We start from the raw sequence: 16575 nt of genomic DNA, 5'->3' as shown, positions 1-16575 counted from the left end.
CGGCGCATCAGAGAGGGGACACGATGAAGACGACGACCACCGCCAAGCTCGCCGCACTGGCCGCGGGGCGGCCATGCTGGTCGCCGGCCCGGTGCCGGCCGGGGCCGATACGCCCAGCAGCCAGGACGACCACGCCGCAGAACAGGCCGTGCACCGGGTCGACGGACCCGGTGCGTCCCAGTTCGCGGCCCAGGCGAACCAGGGGGGATACGTGCGCAACCACTGTGTCGGCACCAAGATCGACGGGGCCGACCTCACGAGCGGCACCGGACAACTGGTCGGGCGCGTGGAGCTGTGGTACTCCCCGTCGGGCCCCCCGGCGGGGAGAACTGTGTGATGACGTACAGCTACCTGCCCTACGACGCCCAGATCGGTGCGGTCGTGACCATCGAGGACGCCCCGAACTCGTGGCGGGACTCCTGGGACTACGGCGCCAAGGGCGAGTACGACTACTACGCCGGCGGTGTCTACCGCAACTACGTCAACGGCAAGTGCGTGATGTACTCCGGCTACGTCTACGGCAACGAGTACGACGACAGCGCCCGCTACCAGTCATCCTTCGCCCACTGCGGTTGAGCCCCGGGTGTCGGCACCAGACCGTCGCAGCGCCCAGAACGCGACGGCCGAGGCCGCGGCAACGTTCAGCGAGTCCACGGCGCCGGCCATCGGGATCCGGACCGTCAGATCCGCCCCGGCGATGGTCCGGGGGCCCAGCCCGTCTCCCTCCGTGCCGAGCACGAGGGCGAGCCGCTCCGGGGGTCGGGCGGCCAGGTCGTCCAGCGAGACGGAGTCCTCCTCGAGGGCGAACGCGGCGACCGTGAAGCCGGCCCGGCGCAGCAGGTCGATACCGTCCGGCCACGGGTCGATCCGGGTCCACGGCACCTGGAAGACGGTGCCCATCGACACGCGCACCGAGCGCCGGTAGAGCGGGTCGGCGCACCGGGGCGTCACCAGCACGGCGTCGACCCCCAGCGCGGCCGTCGAGCGGAACACGGCGCCGACGTTGATGTGGTGTCCGGCTACGATCGGCTGCAAGGAAACCGCGCCTGACCAGGCACAACGGCATAAGCGCTTATCGCATGAGCAATTGGATAGATCATACCGATAGCGACGACTCTGGCTTTTGTATCGCAGTGAGTGAGGATGCCGAAGCGCCGAACTGCGATGAGATCGAGACGGCTCCGGCACTTGTCCAGGTGGCGTGCTGACGGGGATGCGGGCCGTCCTGCAATGTAGATTGGAACGTCGGACACACCGAGCGAGGTGGTGGTTTCGCCGAACGGTGCCACACTGCGAGATCGCCGAGCATTCGAGGAAGGAGGGGCATTGATGATCAGCAGCCCGTTCAACACGAGCGCGTCCAACTTCGGCAACGCGGCGATGCAGACGGCCGACGTCCCGTGGGACACTCCTGTGAAGATGCGGCTGGGAGCCGACGGGCCCGGTGAGACCGGCGCGTACATCGAGGTCAGCACCACTCGTGGATTCGCCAAGCGGATCCCGATCGACGAGGCACGCTTGTCCGAGTGCCGGCAAGAGCAGGACGGTGCGGCCGGGATCGCGCTGTGCCAGCAACTCGTCGACGACCTGGCCGCGCGGATCAAGACGGCCGTGGCCGAAGCGGTGCGCGGTTGAACGGCCAGGCCGAGATGCTCGAACATGCCGCACCCTTGCGTGCCTGGCTGAATGCGCAGATTGTGGCGCGTGAGCGGCTGTGCCGCCAGCGCCCTTCGTGCTGACCTCAGTCCCCAGGCTCCCCACCCCCAGTGGCAAGTCCCCGGAACCGCTCGAAGAACCTGGAGAGCGCTTCGATGACCCGCTTCTTCTTGTCGCCATGGTTGGACTCGCGGTTGAACCGCGACACGGGTGGCAGGATGCGGGTGATCTCGGTGCCCGCTGTGCGCAGCTGTCCGTCCCGGAACGCGGCATCCACGAACGACCGCGTCTGCTCCAGCTTGAGCTTGTGCGTTTCGATGAGCTCCTGAAGCTCGGCCTCGCGCTTCGCGGAGATATACGACTGCCACTGCTCATCGACCGCGCCCTGCAGCGACACCGACTCGACGAAGTCCTCGACGAGGTCGCGCTTGCTGCGCAGGGTCGGGCTCGCGTCGACCGCGCGCGTGATCTCGGCACGGACTTCCTTATCGTCGCCGTCGCCCTTCTCGGCGCGGAGCTTCTCGACGAGCATGAGGATGTAGTCGACGTTGATCTCGACCTGCTTGACGAGCTCGATCTCGAACACGACGTCGTCGTTGATGACTTCTCTATCGCCGTCACGATCGCGCGTGAACTCATCGCGTAGCCGCAGGTAGACGCTGGTGTAGTCCTGCCGCTGTCGCTCGGTGAGCGGATCGTTGCCGTCGAAGTCGTCGAAGGACGTGAGGATGTTCTGCAGCCGCAGGATCGCGCCGAACAGCTGGATGAAGTCCTTCTGCGCCTGCTCCCCCACGATCTGCTGCCCGATCGGGAAGTGCGTGAGCAGTTCGGTGACCTTGTCGACGTACTCGCCGTAGTAGTCGCCGTACGGTTTCAACAGGACGACGCCGCGGGCATCCTTGTTGCCGAACAGCTCCAGCGCAGCGTTCGTCTCCTCCTCGAGATCGCGGAAGGCGACGATGTTGCCGTAGGTCTTCACCGAGTTGAGGATGCGGTTCGTGCGCGAGTACGCCTGGATCAGGCCGTGCGCGCGCAGGTTCTTGTCGACGAACAGCGTGTTCAGCGTCGTCGCGTCGAAACCGGTGAGGAACATGTTCACCACGATGACCAGGTCGATTTCGCGGTTCTTCATCCGCTGCGACAGGTCCTTGTAGTAGTTCTGGAACCGATCCGCGCTCGTGTCGTAGCTGGTCCCGAACATGTCGTTGTAGTCCTGGATCGCGTCTTCCAGGAACGACCGCGTGTCAAGGTCGAGCGCATCGGTGTCGAACGCTTCATCATCGAGGATGCCGTCGGCTTCAGCCTCGTTCGCACCGTAGCTGAAGATCAGCCCGACCTTCAGGCGCTTGTCTGGCGGCAGCTGCTCCATCTGCAGCTGAAACTGGTTGTAGTAACGGCGTGCGGCATCGATCGACGCGGTCGCGAACAGCGCGTTGAACCCACGCACTCGCTTCCGCTCCTTGAGTGCCTCCGCCTGACGCCGGCCCCGCACCGAGTCGGCGACGTTCGTCACCACGCCGTGCTCGTAACTCGACGACCGCTTCGTCTTCTGATCGAAGTGCTCCAGCGTGTACGCCACGACATCGCGGATCCGGCGCACGTCCAGGAGAGCTCTCTCCCGGTCGATCGCTGACACCTGTGAGTCGTCGGGGTTTCCGACCTTGATGGTGTTGATGTAGTCGATCCGGAACGGCAGCACGTTCTTGTCGGTGATGGCGTCGACGATCGTGTACGTGTGCAACTTGTCGCCGAACGCCTGCTCGGTCGTGCGCAACTGAGGGTTGCCACCGCTGCCGGCGTTCGAAGCAAAGATCGGCGTACCGGTGAACCCGAAAAGGTTGTACTTCTTGAACGCCCGCGTGATGTCGGTGTGCATGTCACCGAACTGCGACCGGTGACACTCATCGAAGATGATCACCGCGTGGCCCGAGAAGACTTCGTGGCCCTTGTTCGCCTTGATGAACGTCGACAACTTCTGGATCGTCGTGATGATGATCCGCGCACCTGGATCCTCCAGTTGCCCCTTCAGCACCGCCGTGGATGTGTTCGAGTTCGCCGCGCCCTTCTCGAACCGGTCGTACTCACGCATCGTCTGATAGTCGAGGTCTTTGCGGTCCACGACGAACAGCACCTTGTCCACACTCGGCATCTTCGATGCGAGCTGCGCTGCCTTGAACGAGGTGAGCGTCTTACCCGACCCTGTGGTGTGCCAGACGTATCCGCCGGCATCGAGTGTGCCGAGCGTCTTGTAGTTCGTCGAGATCTGGATCTTCTGCAGGATCCGCTCAGTCGCAACGATCTGGTACGGCCGCATCACCAGCAGGTCGCGCTCCGCGGTGAGCACGCAGTACTTCGTCAGGATGTTCAACAGCGCGTGCTTCGCGAAGAACGTCTTCACAAATGCCGTCAGCTCGGCGATCGGCTTGTTGTTCGCGTCGGCCCACCAGCTGGTGAACTCGAACGAGTTGCTCGTCTTCCTGCCCTTGCTGGTACTGCCAGTCTTCTTCTGCTCGGCCAGGTGCTTGTTGCGAGTGCTGTTGGAGTAGTACTTTGTGAGCGTGCCGTTGCTGATCACGAACAGTTGTACGTACTCGAACAGGCCCGAGCCCGCCCAGAAGCTGTCGCGCTGGTACCGGCTGATCTGGTTGAAGGCCTCCCGGATGTCGACGCCTCGGCGCTTCAGTTCGATGTGCACCATCGGCAGCCCGTTGACGAGCACGGTCACGTCGTAACGGTTGGCGTACCTCGCCCCACCCTCGACGGCATCACCCTCGCCACGCGCGATCTCGTACTGGTTGATGACCTGCAGTCGATTGTTGTGGATGTTCGTCTTGTCGATCAGCGCGATGTTCTTCGTCGTCCCATCGTCGCGCCTGAGGATCTGGACGTGATCCTCCTGGACACGCGCCGTCTTCTCGATGATGCCGTCGTTGGCACTTGCGATCTTCGTCGTGAAGAACTGCTCCCACTCGGCATCCGAGAAGGTCATTTTGTTGACCTTCTCGAGCTGCACCCGGAGGTTGGCAACCAGATCTGTCTCCGATGTGATCGGCAGGTAGTCGTATGCCTGCCCCTGCAGGAGTCGGATCATCTCTTTCTCGAGCGCAGACTCCGACTGATACGCATCAGCCTGCGACGGATCGTGAACGTATTCAGCGACGACCGTGCTCTCCGACGAGATCGCAATCGGATCGAAGGTGCGTGCCGGTGAATCGCTCATGCCGCATCCGCCCATCTGAACGTCTTCAGAAACTCCTGGAACTCGCTCTTAAAAGCGTCCTTGTACTCTTCGGCTACCGCGGACGTGTCGATATCAGCGAATCGGTCATGACTGTATAGATTGAGGATCTTGGTCATCAGGGAGGCATCTGGCCCGACCAGCAGTTCGCCCCAGCCTCCTGTATGGCCGAGGAAGTTCGCCGTCTTCTCGAGCAGCGCTCGGAACTGATTGAAGTGAACTCGCTCGATCGCATTCTCAGATATCGCCTTTTGTATATCCTTGACGATCCCAAGATGGTAACTGAAAGGTGCGTCCTTCGACTGCTTAGCAAGCGTCCATCCCTCTGCTGTGCTTTGTGCAAGGACGTACGCTCGGTCACTCCTCCGACGGAGCGAGTTGAACAGGACATTAAAGAAGAGAGCGTGGTGAGTGGCGATAACAAACTTCAAGTCCAACTCTGATGCTCGCTTAACAAGCTCCGCCAACGCAAGAGCCACTGATACGATTCGCACATCATCCATGGATGACACCGGGTCATCAATGACAGCAAGCGTCAGCTGGTCGTAGTTGGGCGTAGAACGCAGCTCGGGGTTATCACGAAGCGTCTCAACCGCCTCGCTCAATACAGAGTAATAGACACTCCAAACAAATATGCTCTCTTCGGCTCTAGATATCTTGATGCCGTCTGTCGAACTGTCGTCGCCCTTGTGTATGCCAAAGCCAACCTCGCCGCTTTCGAAGTCGAGCCTTGGTTCAATTCTGCCGCTCGTGAAAGCTTTGAAGTTGTCGATGATCGCACTGTCAAGGCCTTGGGTAACGATCGTTTCTAATAGCTCTGACGCGGGGTTTACCTTGAGCACAACTCGCTCGTTGTCCCAGGTGAACACGTCTTCTATAAAAGAGTTGTAGAGAACCACGCCATCTGGATCGCGCTCCTTTAAGTACTGCGCCAGCCGAGTCTTACCGATCGTGTTCGGGGCGTATATCAGGGCGGTACGCGACCCGGCAAGGTCGTTTAGTATCTCGTCGGCCAAGCTCGCGACCGTTTCATGAACGTTCGTCATCTAGACAGTCTCCTTGAACGTCAGCAGGCGGTCGCGGTAATACTCGTACTGCTTGCGACGTACAGCGAGCTCGGCTGGGAGCCCGATTCTGATGTCGTTGACGAGGGCATCAAAATGATCAAGAAGATCGATCACGCGCTTCTGCTCAGCGCGCGGCGGTACCGGAATCACGACGGATCGAACGATGTCCGCGTTCAGATTTTTGACCGTGCCAGCGCCGGCCCTGCGCGCAAACTCTTCCTGTACAGGTGTCGAGCGCAGCAGGTAGTAGAGATAGTCGCGCTCAAACGAGTCCTCGAAGGCGCTGATCGCCAACCATCCGTCATGGATGCATCCCTCAATCTGCGAGACATAGGGACGACCGAAGCTCATGGAGTTCGAGAGCACAAAGTCACCAGGCAACACACGACGCGACTTCGCAGCCCCCTCGATCGTCACGCGCTGTGCTGTGCTGGTGATGTACTTGCCGTCGGCGGGAACGTCACCGATCTTGATCCACGGAACGCCTTCAGGGTCAGAAGTGATGAACTTCTGGATTGGTCGCGGTGACGCCCCGCGAACGATTGTCGCGACATCGCCAATGCGCACCCGACGGACGCCTTCATCGATCGTCAGCAGCTCACCCGCGTAGTAGTCGTACTGGGCGCGTCGGGCTTCCAGCTCCGCTTCCAGCTCCGCTTCCAGCTGAGTGAACTTATCCAGTACTCGCACGATCTCGCGCTGCACCTCGAGAGGCGGCACGGGGAACTTGAACTGCTTAAAGCCGGACATGTCGACAGAAGCGAAACTCGATGTTGTCGTATTGTTGCGACACCATTCATTAAGCACGAAACAGTAATAGAAGACGAACTTGATCTCGAATCGATCAACGAACTCGGGCTTTAGCGTGAGTGAGGTGAACCTCTGGTTCGAAAGGTGCGGAACCGTAATAAGTGCGTGCTCGCCGATCGTTGCCGACGTCGCGACCAAGATCGAATTAGCAGGGAACAGCCTTCCACCTTTGACTGCGCTCTCGTTGATCTGCTGCAGCGACGACCCCAAAACGCGCCCATTATCGCGAATGTCTTCCATCCGAAACCATGGAACCGTGCCATCGGCCCAAGCGGTCGGATCGTTCTTCGACGGTGTATAGCCGCCTTTGGTCGTGAAGACAGCCTGAAGCTCCGCGAACTCCACCCCATCTGGGCAAAGTTCCTGAATCAGGTTATCAATGCGGCTCATGCGAAGAAGTCCTCGTCGATCTCTATGACCTTATAGGTCTCTTTCACTTGCACGCCGACGCCGTACCGGATCATGAGGCTGGTGAGGCGCTTGCCGTCGATCAGGATGATGCGGGTCGGTACGTTCTCGGCGTAGGTACGTGCGCCGTCGGAGAAGCGGCTGGTGGTGATGAAGACGCCGCTGTCGGCTTTGCCGCTGAGTGCTCCAACGAACGCCTGGAGGTCGGGGCGTCCGACAGTGTTGCCGTCTTGGTAACGCTTGGCCTGGATGTAGACGCGGTTGAGGCCGAGGATGTCCTGGTCGATGACACCGTCTATGCCTCCGTCGTTGCTGAGCTGGGTGACGCTGCCGGCCCCGGTGGTGCCGCCGTAGCCCATTGACAGCAGGAGATCGACAACCGCCTGTTCAAAGAAGCCTGGGTCTTTGTCCTGCAGCCGGGCGAGCAGCTCGACCGCGATCTCGTCGTGGATTCGCTCGATGCCGCTCTGCACCTGCTCGGTAGGAGTCATCGACGACTCTTCTGTCGGAGCGGTCGTTGCAGACTCGCTCGTCTTGCGGGTCGTGGTCGCTACGTACTCGCGGATCGGCGAGCTGGGGTCCGCACCGAGCGCCTTGATGTCACGTTCCTTGGCACCGTTCGGAAACAGCTCGATGAGCTGCTTGCCGGCATCAGTGATCTGGTAGTGACCGCGTTTCGGACGCCTGAGCGCGCCGACGTTCGTCAAGAACGAGACGCCCCAGCCAATGCGGTTCTCATACTTGAGCGCGCTCCCGGACGGAAGCATCTCCTTCCTCTGCTCATCGGTGAGCTGCACCTGATCAGCTACGAGAGGCTGAAACTCGCGCCAGTGGCGGATGATGCCATCGCTCATTACCTTGAGCGTCGGGATCATGAAGCCTTCCCAGTTGGGCATGTCCGTCATGACCACGCACCTTCCAGATCCGCCACGATCTCGTCGATCGCTGTACGAAGCTCTGCCTGGCGCGCGACGATGCGCGCGATCTCGGCGTTCAGCTCCGTGATGTCGACTTCCTCGCGGGTATCCTCTGCCTCGACATAGGACGACACGGCGATGTTGTAGTCATTCGCCGCGATGTCCTCGTTGCTCACGACGGCGGTGAAGTAGTCCTCGAGCTCGCGCGTCGTGAACGCCTCGAGGATCCTCTCCTGATGCTTCTCGAGCAGCTTGTTCTTGTTGCCAACGCGCTTGAACTCGGCCGACGCATCGATGAACAGCACGTCACTGGTCTTCTTCGACTTCTTCAGCACGAGGATGCAGGTCGCGATCGTCGTGCCAAAGAACAGGTCCGGCGGAAGCTGGATGACAGCGTCGACGTAGTTGTTGTCGACGAGGTACTGGCGGATCTTCTTCTCCGCCCCGCCGCGGTACAGCACGCCAGGGAACTCAACGATCGCCGCCGTGCCGTTGACGGCCAGCCAGCTGAGCATGTGCATCGTGAAGGCCAAGTCGGCCTTCGACTTCGGCGCGAGGACTCCTGCCGGTGCGAACCGCTCGTCGTTGATCAGCAGCGGGTTGGCGTCGCCCTCCCACTTGATCGAGTAGGGCGGGTTGGAGACGATCGCCTCGAACGGTTCGTCGTCCCAGTGCTGTGGATCGATCAGGGTATCGCCGTGGGCGAGGTTGAAGTCGGCGTAGTTGACGTCGTGCAGGAACATGTTGATCCGCGCGAGGTTGTACGTGGTCAGGTTGATCTCCTGGCCGTAGAACCCCTGGCGGACGTTGTTCTTGCCGAGCACCTTGTCGAATTTCAGCAGTAGCGAACCCGATCCGACGGCGGGGTCGTAGACCTTGTTGACCTGTGTCTTGCCGACCACCGTGATGCGCGCCAGTAGCTCGGAGACCTCCTGGGGCGTGTAGTACTCGCCACCGGACTTGCCGGCGTTGGCGGCGTACATCTGCATCAGGTACTCGTAGGCGTCACCGAACAGGTCGATCGAGTTGTCTTCCCACCGCCCCAGAGGCAAGTCACCGATCGCGTCGAGCAGCTTCACCAGCTTCTGGTTGCGCTTGGCAACCGTCGAGCCCAACTTGTTGCTGTTGACATCCAGATCATCGAACAGACCCTTGATGTCATCCTCACTATCCGTCCCCAGCGCCGACGCTTCGATGTTCTTAAAGACCCGCTCGAGCGTCTCGTTGAGGTTCTCGTCGCCCGCGGCACGATCGCGGACGTTGGCGAACAGGTCGGACGGCAGGATATAGAACCCCTTCTCCGCGACGACCTCGTCGCGCGCGAACTCCGCGTCAGAATCCGCCGCCAGCCGGTAGTCGAACGACACGTCACCCGCATCGTGCTCGTTCTTGTTGAGGTACGCCGTGAGGTTCTCGGAGATGAAGCGATAGAACAGCATGCCCAGCACGTAGGACTTGAAGTCCCACCCATCGACGCTGCCGCGCAGGTCGTTCGCGATGCGCCAGATGGTCCTATGCAGCTCGGCACGCTGCGCCTCTTTGGTGGTCGGTGCCATAGGTTTGTCTCCTCCGCGCCACTGCGCAATTACGGTGCTAGGTGGTTTGCTCTCACGATATCGGGCACGACTGACACTCGGGATTCCCGCATCATCACCTCGTCGCGTAGAACGCCACGGCCGCTGCCGCTGTCACGTTCAACGAATCGACGCCACCCATCATCGGGATCGTGACCCGGCGATCGAGCAGTGCGTCGGTCTCCGGTGTGATGCCGTGGCCTTCGGTGCCGAACACAAGGGCGAGCTTCTCGTGGTCCTCGGCCACCAGCTCGTCGAGGGTGATCGCGCCTTCCCCCAACGTCATGCCGGCCAGGACATAGCCAGCCGCCTTGAGCTCCGCAATGCCCTTTGTCCAATCGGGGATCCGTGTCCACGGCACTTGGAAGACCGTGCCCATCGAGACCCGTACCGAGCGCCGGTACAGCGGGTCAGCGCAGGTCGGAGACACCAGCACCGCATCGAGGCCCAAGGCGGCTGCATTACGGAAGGCGCTGCCGACGTTGGTATGGTCAACGAGCCCCTCCAGCACCGCGATCCGACTGCGTCTGCGAGGCTCGGCGGCGGGTTCCGGATGGGCTAGTTTGGGACCACACCCGTTGGTGTGGTCCACGATGTCCTCGAGCACGGCCACCCGCCGGGCCCCGGCGAGCAGTTCCGCCGGGTCCGCGAGGACCGGGCGCTGCATCGAGCCCAGCGCGCCGCGGTGCAGGTGGAAGCCGGTCATCGCCTCGATCACCGGGGCGGTCGCGGCATACACCGGTATGCCGTCGGCCGCCGCCCGGGCCACGAGGTCACCGAGGTCGGTGAGCCAGCGGGGCGCCATCAGCAGCGACCTGGGCCGGTGGCCGGCGGCCAGCGCCCGTCGGATGACCTTCTCCGACTCCGCGAGGTAGAGCCCGCGCTCGGGTTCCAGCACCCGTCGCAGGGCGACGTCGGTCAGCGAGAAGTAGTCCGCCACCCGGGGGTCGGCGGCGTCCTCGATCCAGGTCACGCCGTCCGGCAGGGTCTCCGGGCGATCACCGGGTGCGGCGCGCCGCGTCATACAAGCAGGACCACGATGGCCACGGTGCCGATCACGACGATGACCGCGCGCAGCAACCAGGCCGGCATGGCCCGTCCCACGCGGGCCCCGATGAACCCGCCCATCAGTGCCCCGATCGCGACGAGCCCGGCGATCGTCCAGTTGATCTGCGAGGGCTGGACGATGACGAAGGTGAGGGCGGCCACGAAGTTCACGATGAGCCCGAGCACGTTCTTGATGCCGTTCAGCTCCTGGATGCCCAGCGGCAGCAGCACGCTCATCAGGCCGATCAGCAGCACCCCCTGGGCCGCCCCGAAGTAGCCGCCGTACATCCCGGCCACCAGGACCCCGACGATGAGGGCGACCCAGCGGCCGCGGGTCATCCGGTGGGCGTGCTGTCCTGCCGCCCACCGGTTCAGCCGCGGGCCGGCCACGACCAGCACCAGGGCGAGCGCGATGAGGACCGGGACGATCGCCTCGAAGGCGGACTCGGGCAGCACGAGCAGCAACAGGGCCCCGATGACGGAGCCGGCGAAGCTGGCCGGCGCCAGCTTGCCGAGCATCCGGCGGGAGGTCACCAGTTCCTTGCGGTAGCCCCAGGCGCCGGACAGCCCGCCGGCCACCAGGCCGAGGCTGTTGGAGATGTTGGCCGAGACGGGCGGGTAGCCGAAGAACAGCAGGGTCGGGAAGGTGATCAGGGTCCCGGACCCGACGATCGTGTTGATGGTGCCGGCCCCCATCCCGGCCAGGATGATGACGAGGGCCTCGACCCAGCTCACGGACGGTCGCCGGCGCGGGCCGCCCAGCGCCTGCCGTGCCGGTCCACGACCAGCGGGAGACCGAAGGTCTCCGACAGGTTCTCGGCGGTGAGCGTCACCTCGATCGGACCGGCGGCGACCACCTTGCCGTCGCGCAGCATCAGGATGTCGGTGAAGCCCGGGGGGATCTCCTCCACGTGGTGGGTGACCAGCACCATGGCGGGCGCCGTGACGTCCTCGGCCAGGGCGCGGAGCCGGTCGACCAGGTCCTCCCGGCCGCGCAGGTCGAGCCCGGCGGCCGGCTCGTCGAGCAGCATCAGCTCGGGGTCGGTCATCAGGGCACGGGCGATCTGCACGCGCTTGCGCTCCCCCTCGCTGAGCGTGCCGTACTGGCGCTGCGCGAGGTGGGCGACCCCGAGCGCGCCCAGCAGGTCGGTCGCCCGGTCCACGTCGAGGCCGTCGTACTCCTCGCGCCACCGGCCGGTGACCGCCCAGGACGCGGTGAGCACCACGTCCGAGACCGTCTCCTCCACCGGGATCCGCTCGGCCAGGGCCGCGCTGGACAGGCCGATCCGGGGTCGCAACTCGAAGACGTCGACGGTGCCCAGCACCTCACCGAGGATGCCGGCCACGCCGGTCGTGGGGTGCATCCGGGCCGCCGCGACCTGCAGCAGCGTGGTCTTACCGGCCCCGTTGGGACCGATGACCACCCAGCGCTCCCCCTCCTCGACCGACCAGTCGACGTCCTGCAGGAGCGCGTTGTCACCGCGCCGCACCCCGACTCCGGCGAATTCCAGGACATCGCTCATGGCTGGCAAGACTAGTTGGCGCCCACTCGTGCGCCACCTACCGGGTCCAGCGCGTCGGTCGGCATACGATGCCGCCGTGGCAGTCCTCCCAGCCAGTGTGCGGGTCGCGTTGTGGGCCAGCGCCGCCTTCGCCGGCCGCGTGCCTGTCGAGGACGTCGCCGACCGGGCGATGCCGGACCTGGACCACTGCACCGGGCTGACCGACCGCCTCGGCCTGTGGCGGGACCTGGGTGAGCAGGTGCTCCTGGTGGCGCTCCCCCGCCCCGGTGACCTCACCGGGATGCCCGCAGGACCACCCGAGATGGTGACCGCGGCGCTGGACGCCGAGGAACTGGTCTTCGTACCCGGCGTCGGCGGGGCCCTGGTGCCCACCATCGAGGAGTTCGGTCCGCCGGGCGACCGCGGGTGGCAGGCGCGGTGGACCGGCTACGACGCCGACCCGGTCCCCAGCCACGTGGTCCAGGCGGTGGCGCTGCCCGACGTGGAGCTGGCGCTGCGCCGTGCGGCCGCCGACCTGACCGGTCGGCTGGCCGAGACCTCGGGGGCCCCGCTGGCCGGCGAGGGCCTGGAACGGCTGGCCCGGCGCACGGTCGCGCAGGACTGGGGGGTGCCCGAGGGCCTGCCCTCCCGCGCGGTCCGGGTCATCGAGCTCGCCGGCTCGCTCACGTCGCTGGCCGAGATCGGCCTGGACGGGCGGCTGCAGAGCGTCGACTCCTCCACCACGCTCCAGCGCGAGCGGATCCTGCAGGAACTGCACGACCGGGCCGCGCAGGCCCTGGTGGCCGCGACCAACGTCGCCGCCCTGCACCTGGCCGGCTGGCGCTGACCGCTCAGCCCAGGACGTGCCGGTAGACCTCGAGGGTGCGCTCGGCGACCGTGGTCCAGGAGAACTGCTCGATGGCCCGCTGCCGGCCCGCCTCACCCATCCGGGCGGCCCGTTCCGGGTCGGAGACCGCGTCGGTGATCGCCGCGGCCAGGTCGGCCACGAAGGCGTCGGGGTCCAGCGGCGTGCCGGTCCCGTCGGTCACCTGCGCGATCGGGACCAGCCAGCCGGTCTCCCCGTCCACGACGACCTCGGGGATGCCGCCGGTCGCGGTGGCCACCACCGCCGCACCGCAGGCCATCGCCTCCAGGTTGACGATGCCGAGCGGCTCGTAGACGGAGGGGCACAGGAAGACCGTGGCGTGCGACAGGAACGCGATGACCTGCTGGCGCGGCAGCATCTCCTCGATCCACACCACGGTGGAGTCCGCGCCCCGCTGGGTGCGCAGCTCGTCGGTGAGTCCCTTCACCTCGGCCGCGATCTCCTTCGTGTCCGGGGCACCGGCCAGCAGCACGACCTGCACCTCCGGCGGGACCTCGCGCAGCGCCCGCAGCAGGTAGGGCAGCCCCTTCTGCCGGGTGATCCGGCCGACGAAGACGGCGCTGGGCCGGTCCGGGTCGACCCCGTGCTCGGCCAGGACCGCCCGCGCGGCGTCGCTGGTGTCCCGCTGCCACAGCTGCGAGTCGATCCCGTTGTGCACCACGTGCACCTTCGCCGGGTCCACCTGGGGATAGCTGGCCAGGATGTCCTCGCGCATGCCCGCCGACACCGCGATCACCCCCGCGGCACCCTCGTATGCCGTGCGCTCGGCATACGAACTCACCGCGTAGCCGCCGCCCAGTTGCTCGGCCTTCCACGGGCGCATCGGCTCCAGCGAGTGGGCCGTCAGCACGTGTGGGATGCCGCCCAGCAGACCCCCGAGGTGACCGGCCATGTTGGCGTACCAGGTGTGCGAGTGGACCAGGTCGGCACCGGAGGTCGCGACGTCGTCGGCCATGGCCAGGTCCACCCCCAGCGTCCGCAGGGCCGCATTCGCCTCGCGCACCGTGTCGGGGACGCCGTACCCCGTGGTCCCCTCCTCCTGGACGGGCTCGTCGAAGGCGCGCACCTGGACCTGCAGGTCCGGCAGGGCTCGCAGCGCCCGGGTCAGCTCGGCCACGTGGACCCCTGCGCCACCGTAGATGCGGGGCGGGTACTCGCGGGTCAGGATGTCGATTCTCACGAGGCCCACGCTAGCGGTAGGCGCAACCCCTAGAGGAGATCCCGGAGTTGCCCTAGGTTGGGGCCATGGTGACCCGAGGAACTGCGCGCCCCAAGGTTCTGGCAATCGTGCTCGCCGGTGGCGAGGGCAAACGGCTGATGCCGTTGACCGCCGACCGCGCGAAGCCGGCCGTCCCGTTCGGCGGTATCTACCGATTGATCGACTTCGCCCTGTCCAACGTGGTGAACAGCGGCTACCTCAAGATCGTCGTGCTGACCCAGTACAAGTCCCAGAGCCTGGACACCCACGTCACGAAGACGTGGCGGATGTCCAACCTGCTCGGCAACTACGTGGCCCCGGTCCCCGCCCAGCAGCGCCGCGGCAAGAGCTGGTTCGAGGGCAGCGCCGACGCGATCTACCAGAGCATGAACCTGATCCACGACGAGAAGCCGGACATCGTGCTGGTCCTCGGCGCCGACCACGTCTACCGGATGGACTTCTCCCAGATGGTGGCCCAGCACATCGAGACCGGGGCCGGCGTCACGGTCGCCGCGATCCGGCAGCCGATCTCGCTGGCCGACCAGTTCGGGGTGATCCAGGTCGCCGACGACAGCGACACCAGGATCGAGGAGTTCCTGGAGAAGCCCACGGACCCCAAGGGCCTGGCGGACAGCCCGCACGAGGTGCTCGCCTCGATGGGCAACTACGTGTTCAGCGCCGAGACGCTGGAGGAGGCGATCACGGCGGACGCGGACCTGCCCGGCTCCAAGCACGACATGGGCGGCGACATCGTGCCTGCGTTCGTGGCGCAGGGCGGTGCCCACGTCTACGACTTCAAGGGCAACGAGGTGCCGGGCACCACCGAGCGCGACCTCGGCTACTGGCGCGACGTCGGGACCATCGACTCCTACTACGAGGCCCACATGGACCTGGTGTCGGTGCACCCGATCTTCAACCTCTACAACGAGGAGTGGCCGATCTACACCGACTACGGCTACCACCCGCCGGCCAAGTTCGTGCACGGGTCGCAGGACCGGGTCGGCAACGCGGTCAACTCGGCCGTCTCCCCCGGGGTCGTGGTCAGCGGCGCGTCGATCAGCGGCTCCGTGCTGTCCCCGCGGGTGCGGGTGCACAGCTTCAGCGCGGTGTCCCAGTCGGTGCTGTTGGACGGTGTGGACGTGGGCCGCAGCTGCCAGATCCACCGCGCCATCATCGACAAGAACGTCGTCATCCCGCCGGGGGTCAGCATCGGGGTCAACCACGACGAGGACCGGGCTCGGGGCTTCACGGTGACCGATTCGGGTCTCGTGGTGATCGGCAAGGGCACGATCATCCAGGGCTGATCAGATGCACGGAAGCGGGCCCGGGACGCAATAGAGTGCGTCCTATGTCTGCGCCGGCACCGCACCAGTTCCCCAGCCCACCCGACGTGCGTCGCACCCTGTTCATCATCGGCGGGGCCGAGGACAAACGGCGCCGGCTGGTGGTGCTGCGCCGGTTCGTCCGGCTTGCGGGCGGGCGGAGCGCCCGGATCGTGGTGATCCCCACCGCCTCGTCCATGGCCGCCGAGGCCGTCGAGGTCTACGGCGCCGTCTTCGGCCGGTTGCACGCCCCGGACGTGACGGAGGTCAACCCGGCCACCCGGGCCGAGTCCAGCGACCCCGAGCTGATCGAGCGGATCGACGGGGCCACCGGCATCTTCATTACCGGCGGCAACCAGCTGAAGCTGGGGCAGCTCATCGTCGGCACGCCCCTGCACGACGCGCTCCGGCGCGCCTACCAGCGGGGGGCCGTCGTCGGCGGCACCTCGGCCGGCGCCTCGGTGCTCAGCCAGTTCATGATCTCGATGGGCGAGGAGGGCGTGGTCCCCCGGCAGCGCACCAGTCAGCTGACGGCCGGGCTGGGCCTGCTGTCCGGGGTGATCCTGGACCAGCACTTCGACCAGCGCACCCGGTACGCCCGGCTGCTGTCCCTCGTGGCCGCCTCCCCCAGCCTGCTGGGGATCGGCATCGACGAGGACACCGCCGCCGAGATCACTGACGAGAACGACCTCACCGTGGTCGGCTCCGGCGCGGTGTATGTCGTGGACGCGCGGCAGGCCATCAGCGACGCCCACGAGGCCCGCCGGGACGCCCCCCTCATGGTGTCCGGTGCCGTGGTCCACTCCCTGCCGTACGGCTCCTCGTTCGACCTCGGCGAGGCCCGGCTGACCGATTTCGTCGAGATGCACGCGGAGGTCGCCGTGGTGACCTCCCCCACCGACGTGCACGACACTGCCAACGCCGCAGCGGCCATGCGCCGCTGAGATCAA

15 protein-coding genes and 1 pseudogene are annotated in these 16575 nt (G+C 65.2%); 6 read left to right on the top strand and 10 right to left on the bottom strand.

Annotated features, from left to right (window positions below):
* Window positions 1-73 precede the first annotated feature (73 nt).
* Window positions 74-337, top strand: a complete 264-nt coding sequence (locus tag FB467_RS11290) for a hypothetical protein (protein WP_141785184.1) — start codon at window positions 74-76, stop codon at window positions 335-337.
* Window positions 337-576 (top strand): hypothetical protein, encoded by a 240-nt coding sequence (locus tag FB467_RS11285; RefSeq protein WP_141785183.1) that lies wholly within the window; start codon window positions 337-339, stop codon window positions 574-576. The genes FB467_RS11290 and FB467_RS11285 overlap by 1 nt, the downstream gene beginning before the upstream one ends.
* On the opposite strand, the pseudogene FB467_RS11280 reads toward FB467_RS11285, so the two are convergent.
* Window positions 553-1011 (bottom strand): annotated as a pseudogene (locus tag FB467_RS11280) (TrmH family RNA methyltransferase); the annotation flags it as partial. The gene FB467_RS11285 and the pseudogene FB467_RS11280 overlap by 24 nt on opposite strands.
* 318 nt (window positions 1012-1329) lie before the next feature.
* Here FB467_RS11280 and FB467_RS11275 point away from each other — a divergent pair.
* The gene (locus tag FB467_RS11275) at window positions 1330-1635 is read left to right on the top strand and encodes a hypothetical protein (RefSeq protein ID WP_009881334.1); all 306 of its coding nucleotides are present in this window, start codon (window positions 1330-1332) and stop codon (window positions 1633-1635) included.
* 106 nt (window positions 1636-1741) lie between these two features.
* Here the strand turns inward: FB467_RS11275 and FB467_RS11270 are convergent, their stop codons facing one another.
* From FB467_RS11270 to FB467_RS11235, 8 genes are all read right to left on the bottom strand, one after another.
* The gene (locus tag FB467_RS11270) at window positions 1742-4876 is read right to left on the bottom strand and encodes a type I restriction endonuclease subunit R (protein ID WP_141785181.1); all 3135 of its coding nucleotides are present in this window, start codon (window positions 4874-4876) and stop codon (window positions 1742-1744) included.
* Window positions 4873-5940 carry an anticodon nuclease gene (locus FB467_RS11265; protein WP_141785180.1) on the bottom strand — a complete coding sequence of 356 codons (1068 nt, stop codon included), beginning with the start codon at window positions 5938-5940 and terminating at the stop codon, window positions 4873-4875. Before FB467_RS11265 ends, FB467_RS11270 begins: the two co-directional genes overlap by 4 nt.
* The gene (locus FB467_RS11260) at window positions 5941-7161 is read right to left on the bottom strand and encodes a restriction endonuclease subunit S (protein ID WP_141785179.1); all 1221 of its coding nucleotides are present in this window, start codon (window positions 7159-7161) and stop codon (window positions 5941-5943) included.
* The gene (locus FB467_RS11255; RefSeq protein WP_141785178.1) at window positions 7158-8084 is read right to left on the bottom strand and encodes a restriction endonuclease; all 927 of its coding nucleotides are present in this window, start codon (window positions 8082-8084) and stop codon (window positions 7158-7160) included. Before FB467_RS11255 ends, FB467_RS11260 begins: the two co-directional genes overlap by 4 nt.
* Entirely contained in the window at window positions 8081-9652 is a 1572-nt protein-coding gene (locus tag FB467_RS11250) for a type I restriction-modification system subunit M (protein WP_141785177.1), read from the bottom strand. Before FB467_RS11250 ends, FB467_RS11255 begins: the two co-directional genes overlap by 4 nt.
* A 94-nt stretch (window positions 9653-9746) precedes the next feature.
* A complete protein-coding gene (locus FB467_RS11245) occupies window positions 9747-10694 on the bottom strand; it encodes a TrmH family RNA methyltransferase (protein ID WP_141785176.1) in 948 nt (315 codons plus the stop codon).
* Window positions 10691-11452, bottom strand: a complete 762-nt coding sequence (locus tag FB467_RS11240) for a sulfite exporter TauE/SafE family protein (RefSeq protein WP_141785175.1) — start codon at window positions 11450-11452, stop codon at window positions 10691-10693. Before FB467_RS11240 ends, FB467_RS11245 begins: the two co-directional genes overlap by 4 nt.
* Entirely contained in the window at window positions 11449-12240 is a 792-nt protein-coding gene (locus FB467_RS11235) for an ABC transporter ATP-binding protein (RefSeq protein WP_141785174.1), read from the bottom strand. Before FB467_RS11235 ends, FB467_RS11240 begins: the two co-directional genes overlap by 4 nt.
* Before the next feature lie 76 nt (window positions 12241-12316).
* Between FB467_RS11235 and FB467_RS11230 the strand changes: the two genes are divergently transcribed.
* A complete protein-coding gene (locus tag FB467_RS11230) occupies window positions 12317-13066 on the top strand; it encodes a hypothetical protein (protein ID WP_141785173.1) in 750 nt (249 codons plus the stop codon).
* Between the two features lie 4 nt (window positions 13067-13070).
* Here FB467_RS11230 and glgA read toward each other — a convergent pair whose 3' ends face one another.
* On the bottom strand, window positions 13071-14285 hold the full coding sequence (glgA, locus tag FB467_RS11225; protein WP_141785172.1) for a glycogen synthase: 1215 nt from the start codon (window positions 14283-14285) through the stop codon (window positions 13071-13073).
* Between the two features lie 65 nt (window positions 14286-14350).
* Between glgA and glgC the strand changes: the two genes are divergently transcribed.
* Both glgC and FB467_RS11215 read left to right on the top strand, forming a co-directional pair.
* Window positions 14351-15607, top strand: coding sequence for a glucose-1-phosphate adenylyltransferase (gene glgC / locus FB467_RS11220; protein ID WP_141785171.1), 1257 nt, complete (start codon window positions 14351-14353; stop codon window positions 15605-15607).
* A 44-nt stretch (window positions 15608-15651) separates the two neighbouring features.
* Window positions 15652-16569 (top strand): cyanophycinase, encoded by a 918-nt coding sequence (locus tag FB467_RS11215; protein ID WP_141785170.1) that lies wholly within the window; start codon window positions 15652-15654, stop codon window positions 16567-16569.
* The last annotated feature ends 6 nt before the right edge of the window (window positions 16570-16575 follow it).

Source organism: Ornithinicoccus hortensis (assembly GCF_006716185.1).
Classification (GTDB): Bacteria; Actinomycetota; Actinomycetes; order Actinomycetales; family Dermatophilaceae; genus Ornithinicoccus; species Ornithinicoccus hortensis.
The sequence above is the reverse complement of the archived record's forward strand: the minus strand, read 5'-3'. Positions and strand labels throughout refer to the sequence as shown.

Excerpts from the sequence above, each read along its gene's own strand:
- FB467_RS11245 (WP_141785176.1), bottom strand. The coding sequence starts at position 10,694 with ATGACGCGGCGCGCCGCACCCGGTGATCGCCCGGAGACCCTGCCGGAC.
- FB467_RS11270 (WP_141785181.1), bottom strand. The coding sequence starts at position 4,876 with ATGAGCGATTCACCGGCACGCACCTTCGATCCGATTGCGATCTCGTCG.
- FB467_RS11265 (WP_141785180.1), bottom strand. The coding sequence starts at position 5,940 with ATGACGAACGTTCATGAAACGGTCGCGAGCTTGGCCGACGAGATACTA.
- glgC (WP_141785171.1), top strand. The coding sequence starts at position 14,351 with ATGGTGACCCGAGGAACTGCGCGCCCCAAGGTTCTGGCAATCGTGCTC.
- FB467_RS11260 (WP_141785179.1), bottom strand. The coding sequence starts at position 7,161 with ATGAGCCGCATTGATAACCTGATTCAGGAACTTTGCCCAGATGGGGTG.
- FB467_RS11285 (WP_141785183.1), top strand. The coding sequence starts at position 337 with ATGACGTACAGCTACCTGCCCTACGACGCCCAGATCGGTGCGGTCGTG.
- FB467_RS11275 (WP_009881334.1), top strand. The coding sequence starts at position 1,330 with ATGATCAGCAGCCCGTTCAACACGAGCGCGTCCAACTTCGGCAACGCG.
- FB467_RS11255 (WP_141785178.1), bottom strand. The coding sequence starts at position 8,084 with ATGACGGACATGCCCAACTGGGAAGGCTTCATGATCCCGACGCTCAAG.
- FB467_RS11250 (WP_141785177.1), bottom strand. The coding sequence starts at position 9,652 with ATGGCACCGACCACCAAAGAGGCGCAGCGTGCCGAGCTGCATAGGACC.
- FB467_RS11235 (WP_141785174.1), bottom strand. The coding sequence starts at position 12,240 with ATGAGCGATGTCCTGGAATTCGCCGGAGTCGGGGTGCGGCGCGGTGAC.
- FB467_RS11215 (WP_141785170.1), top strand. The coding sequence starts at position 15,652 with ATGTCTGCGCCGGCACCGCACCAGTTCCCCAGCCCACCCGACGTGCGT.
- FB467_RS11290 (WP_141785184.1), top strand. The coding sequence starts at position 74 with ATGCTGGTCGCCGGCCCGGTGCCGGCCGGGGCCGATACGCCCAGCAGC.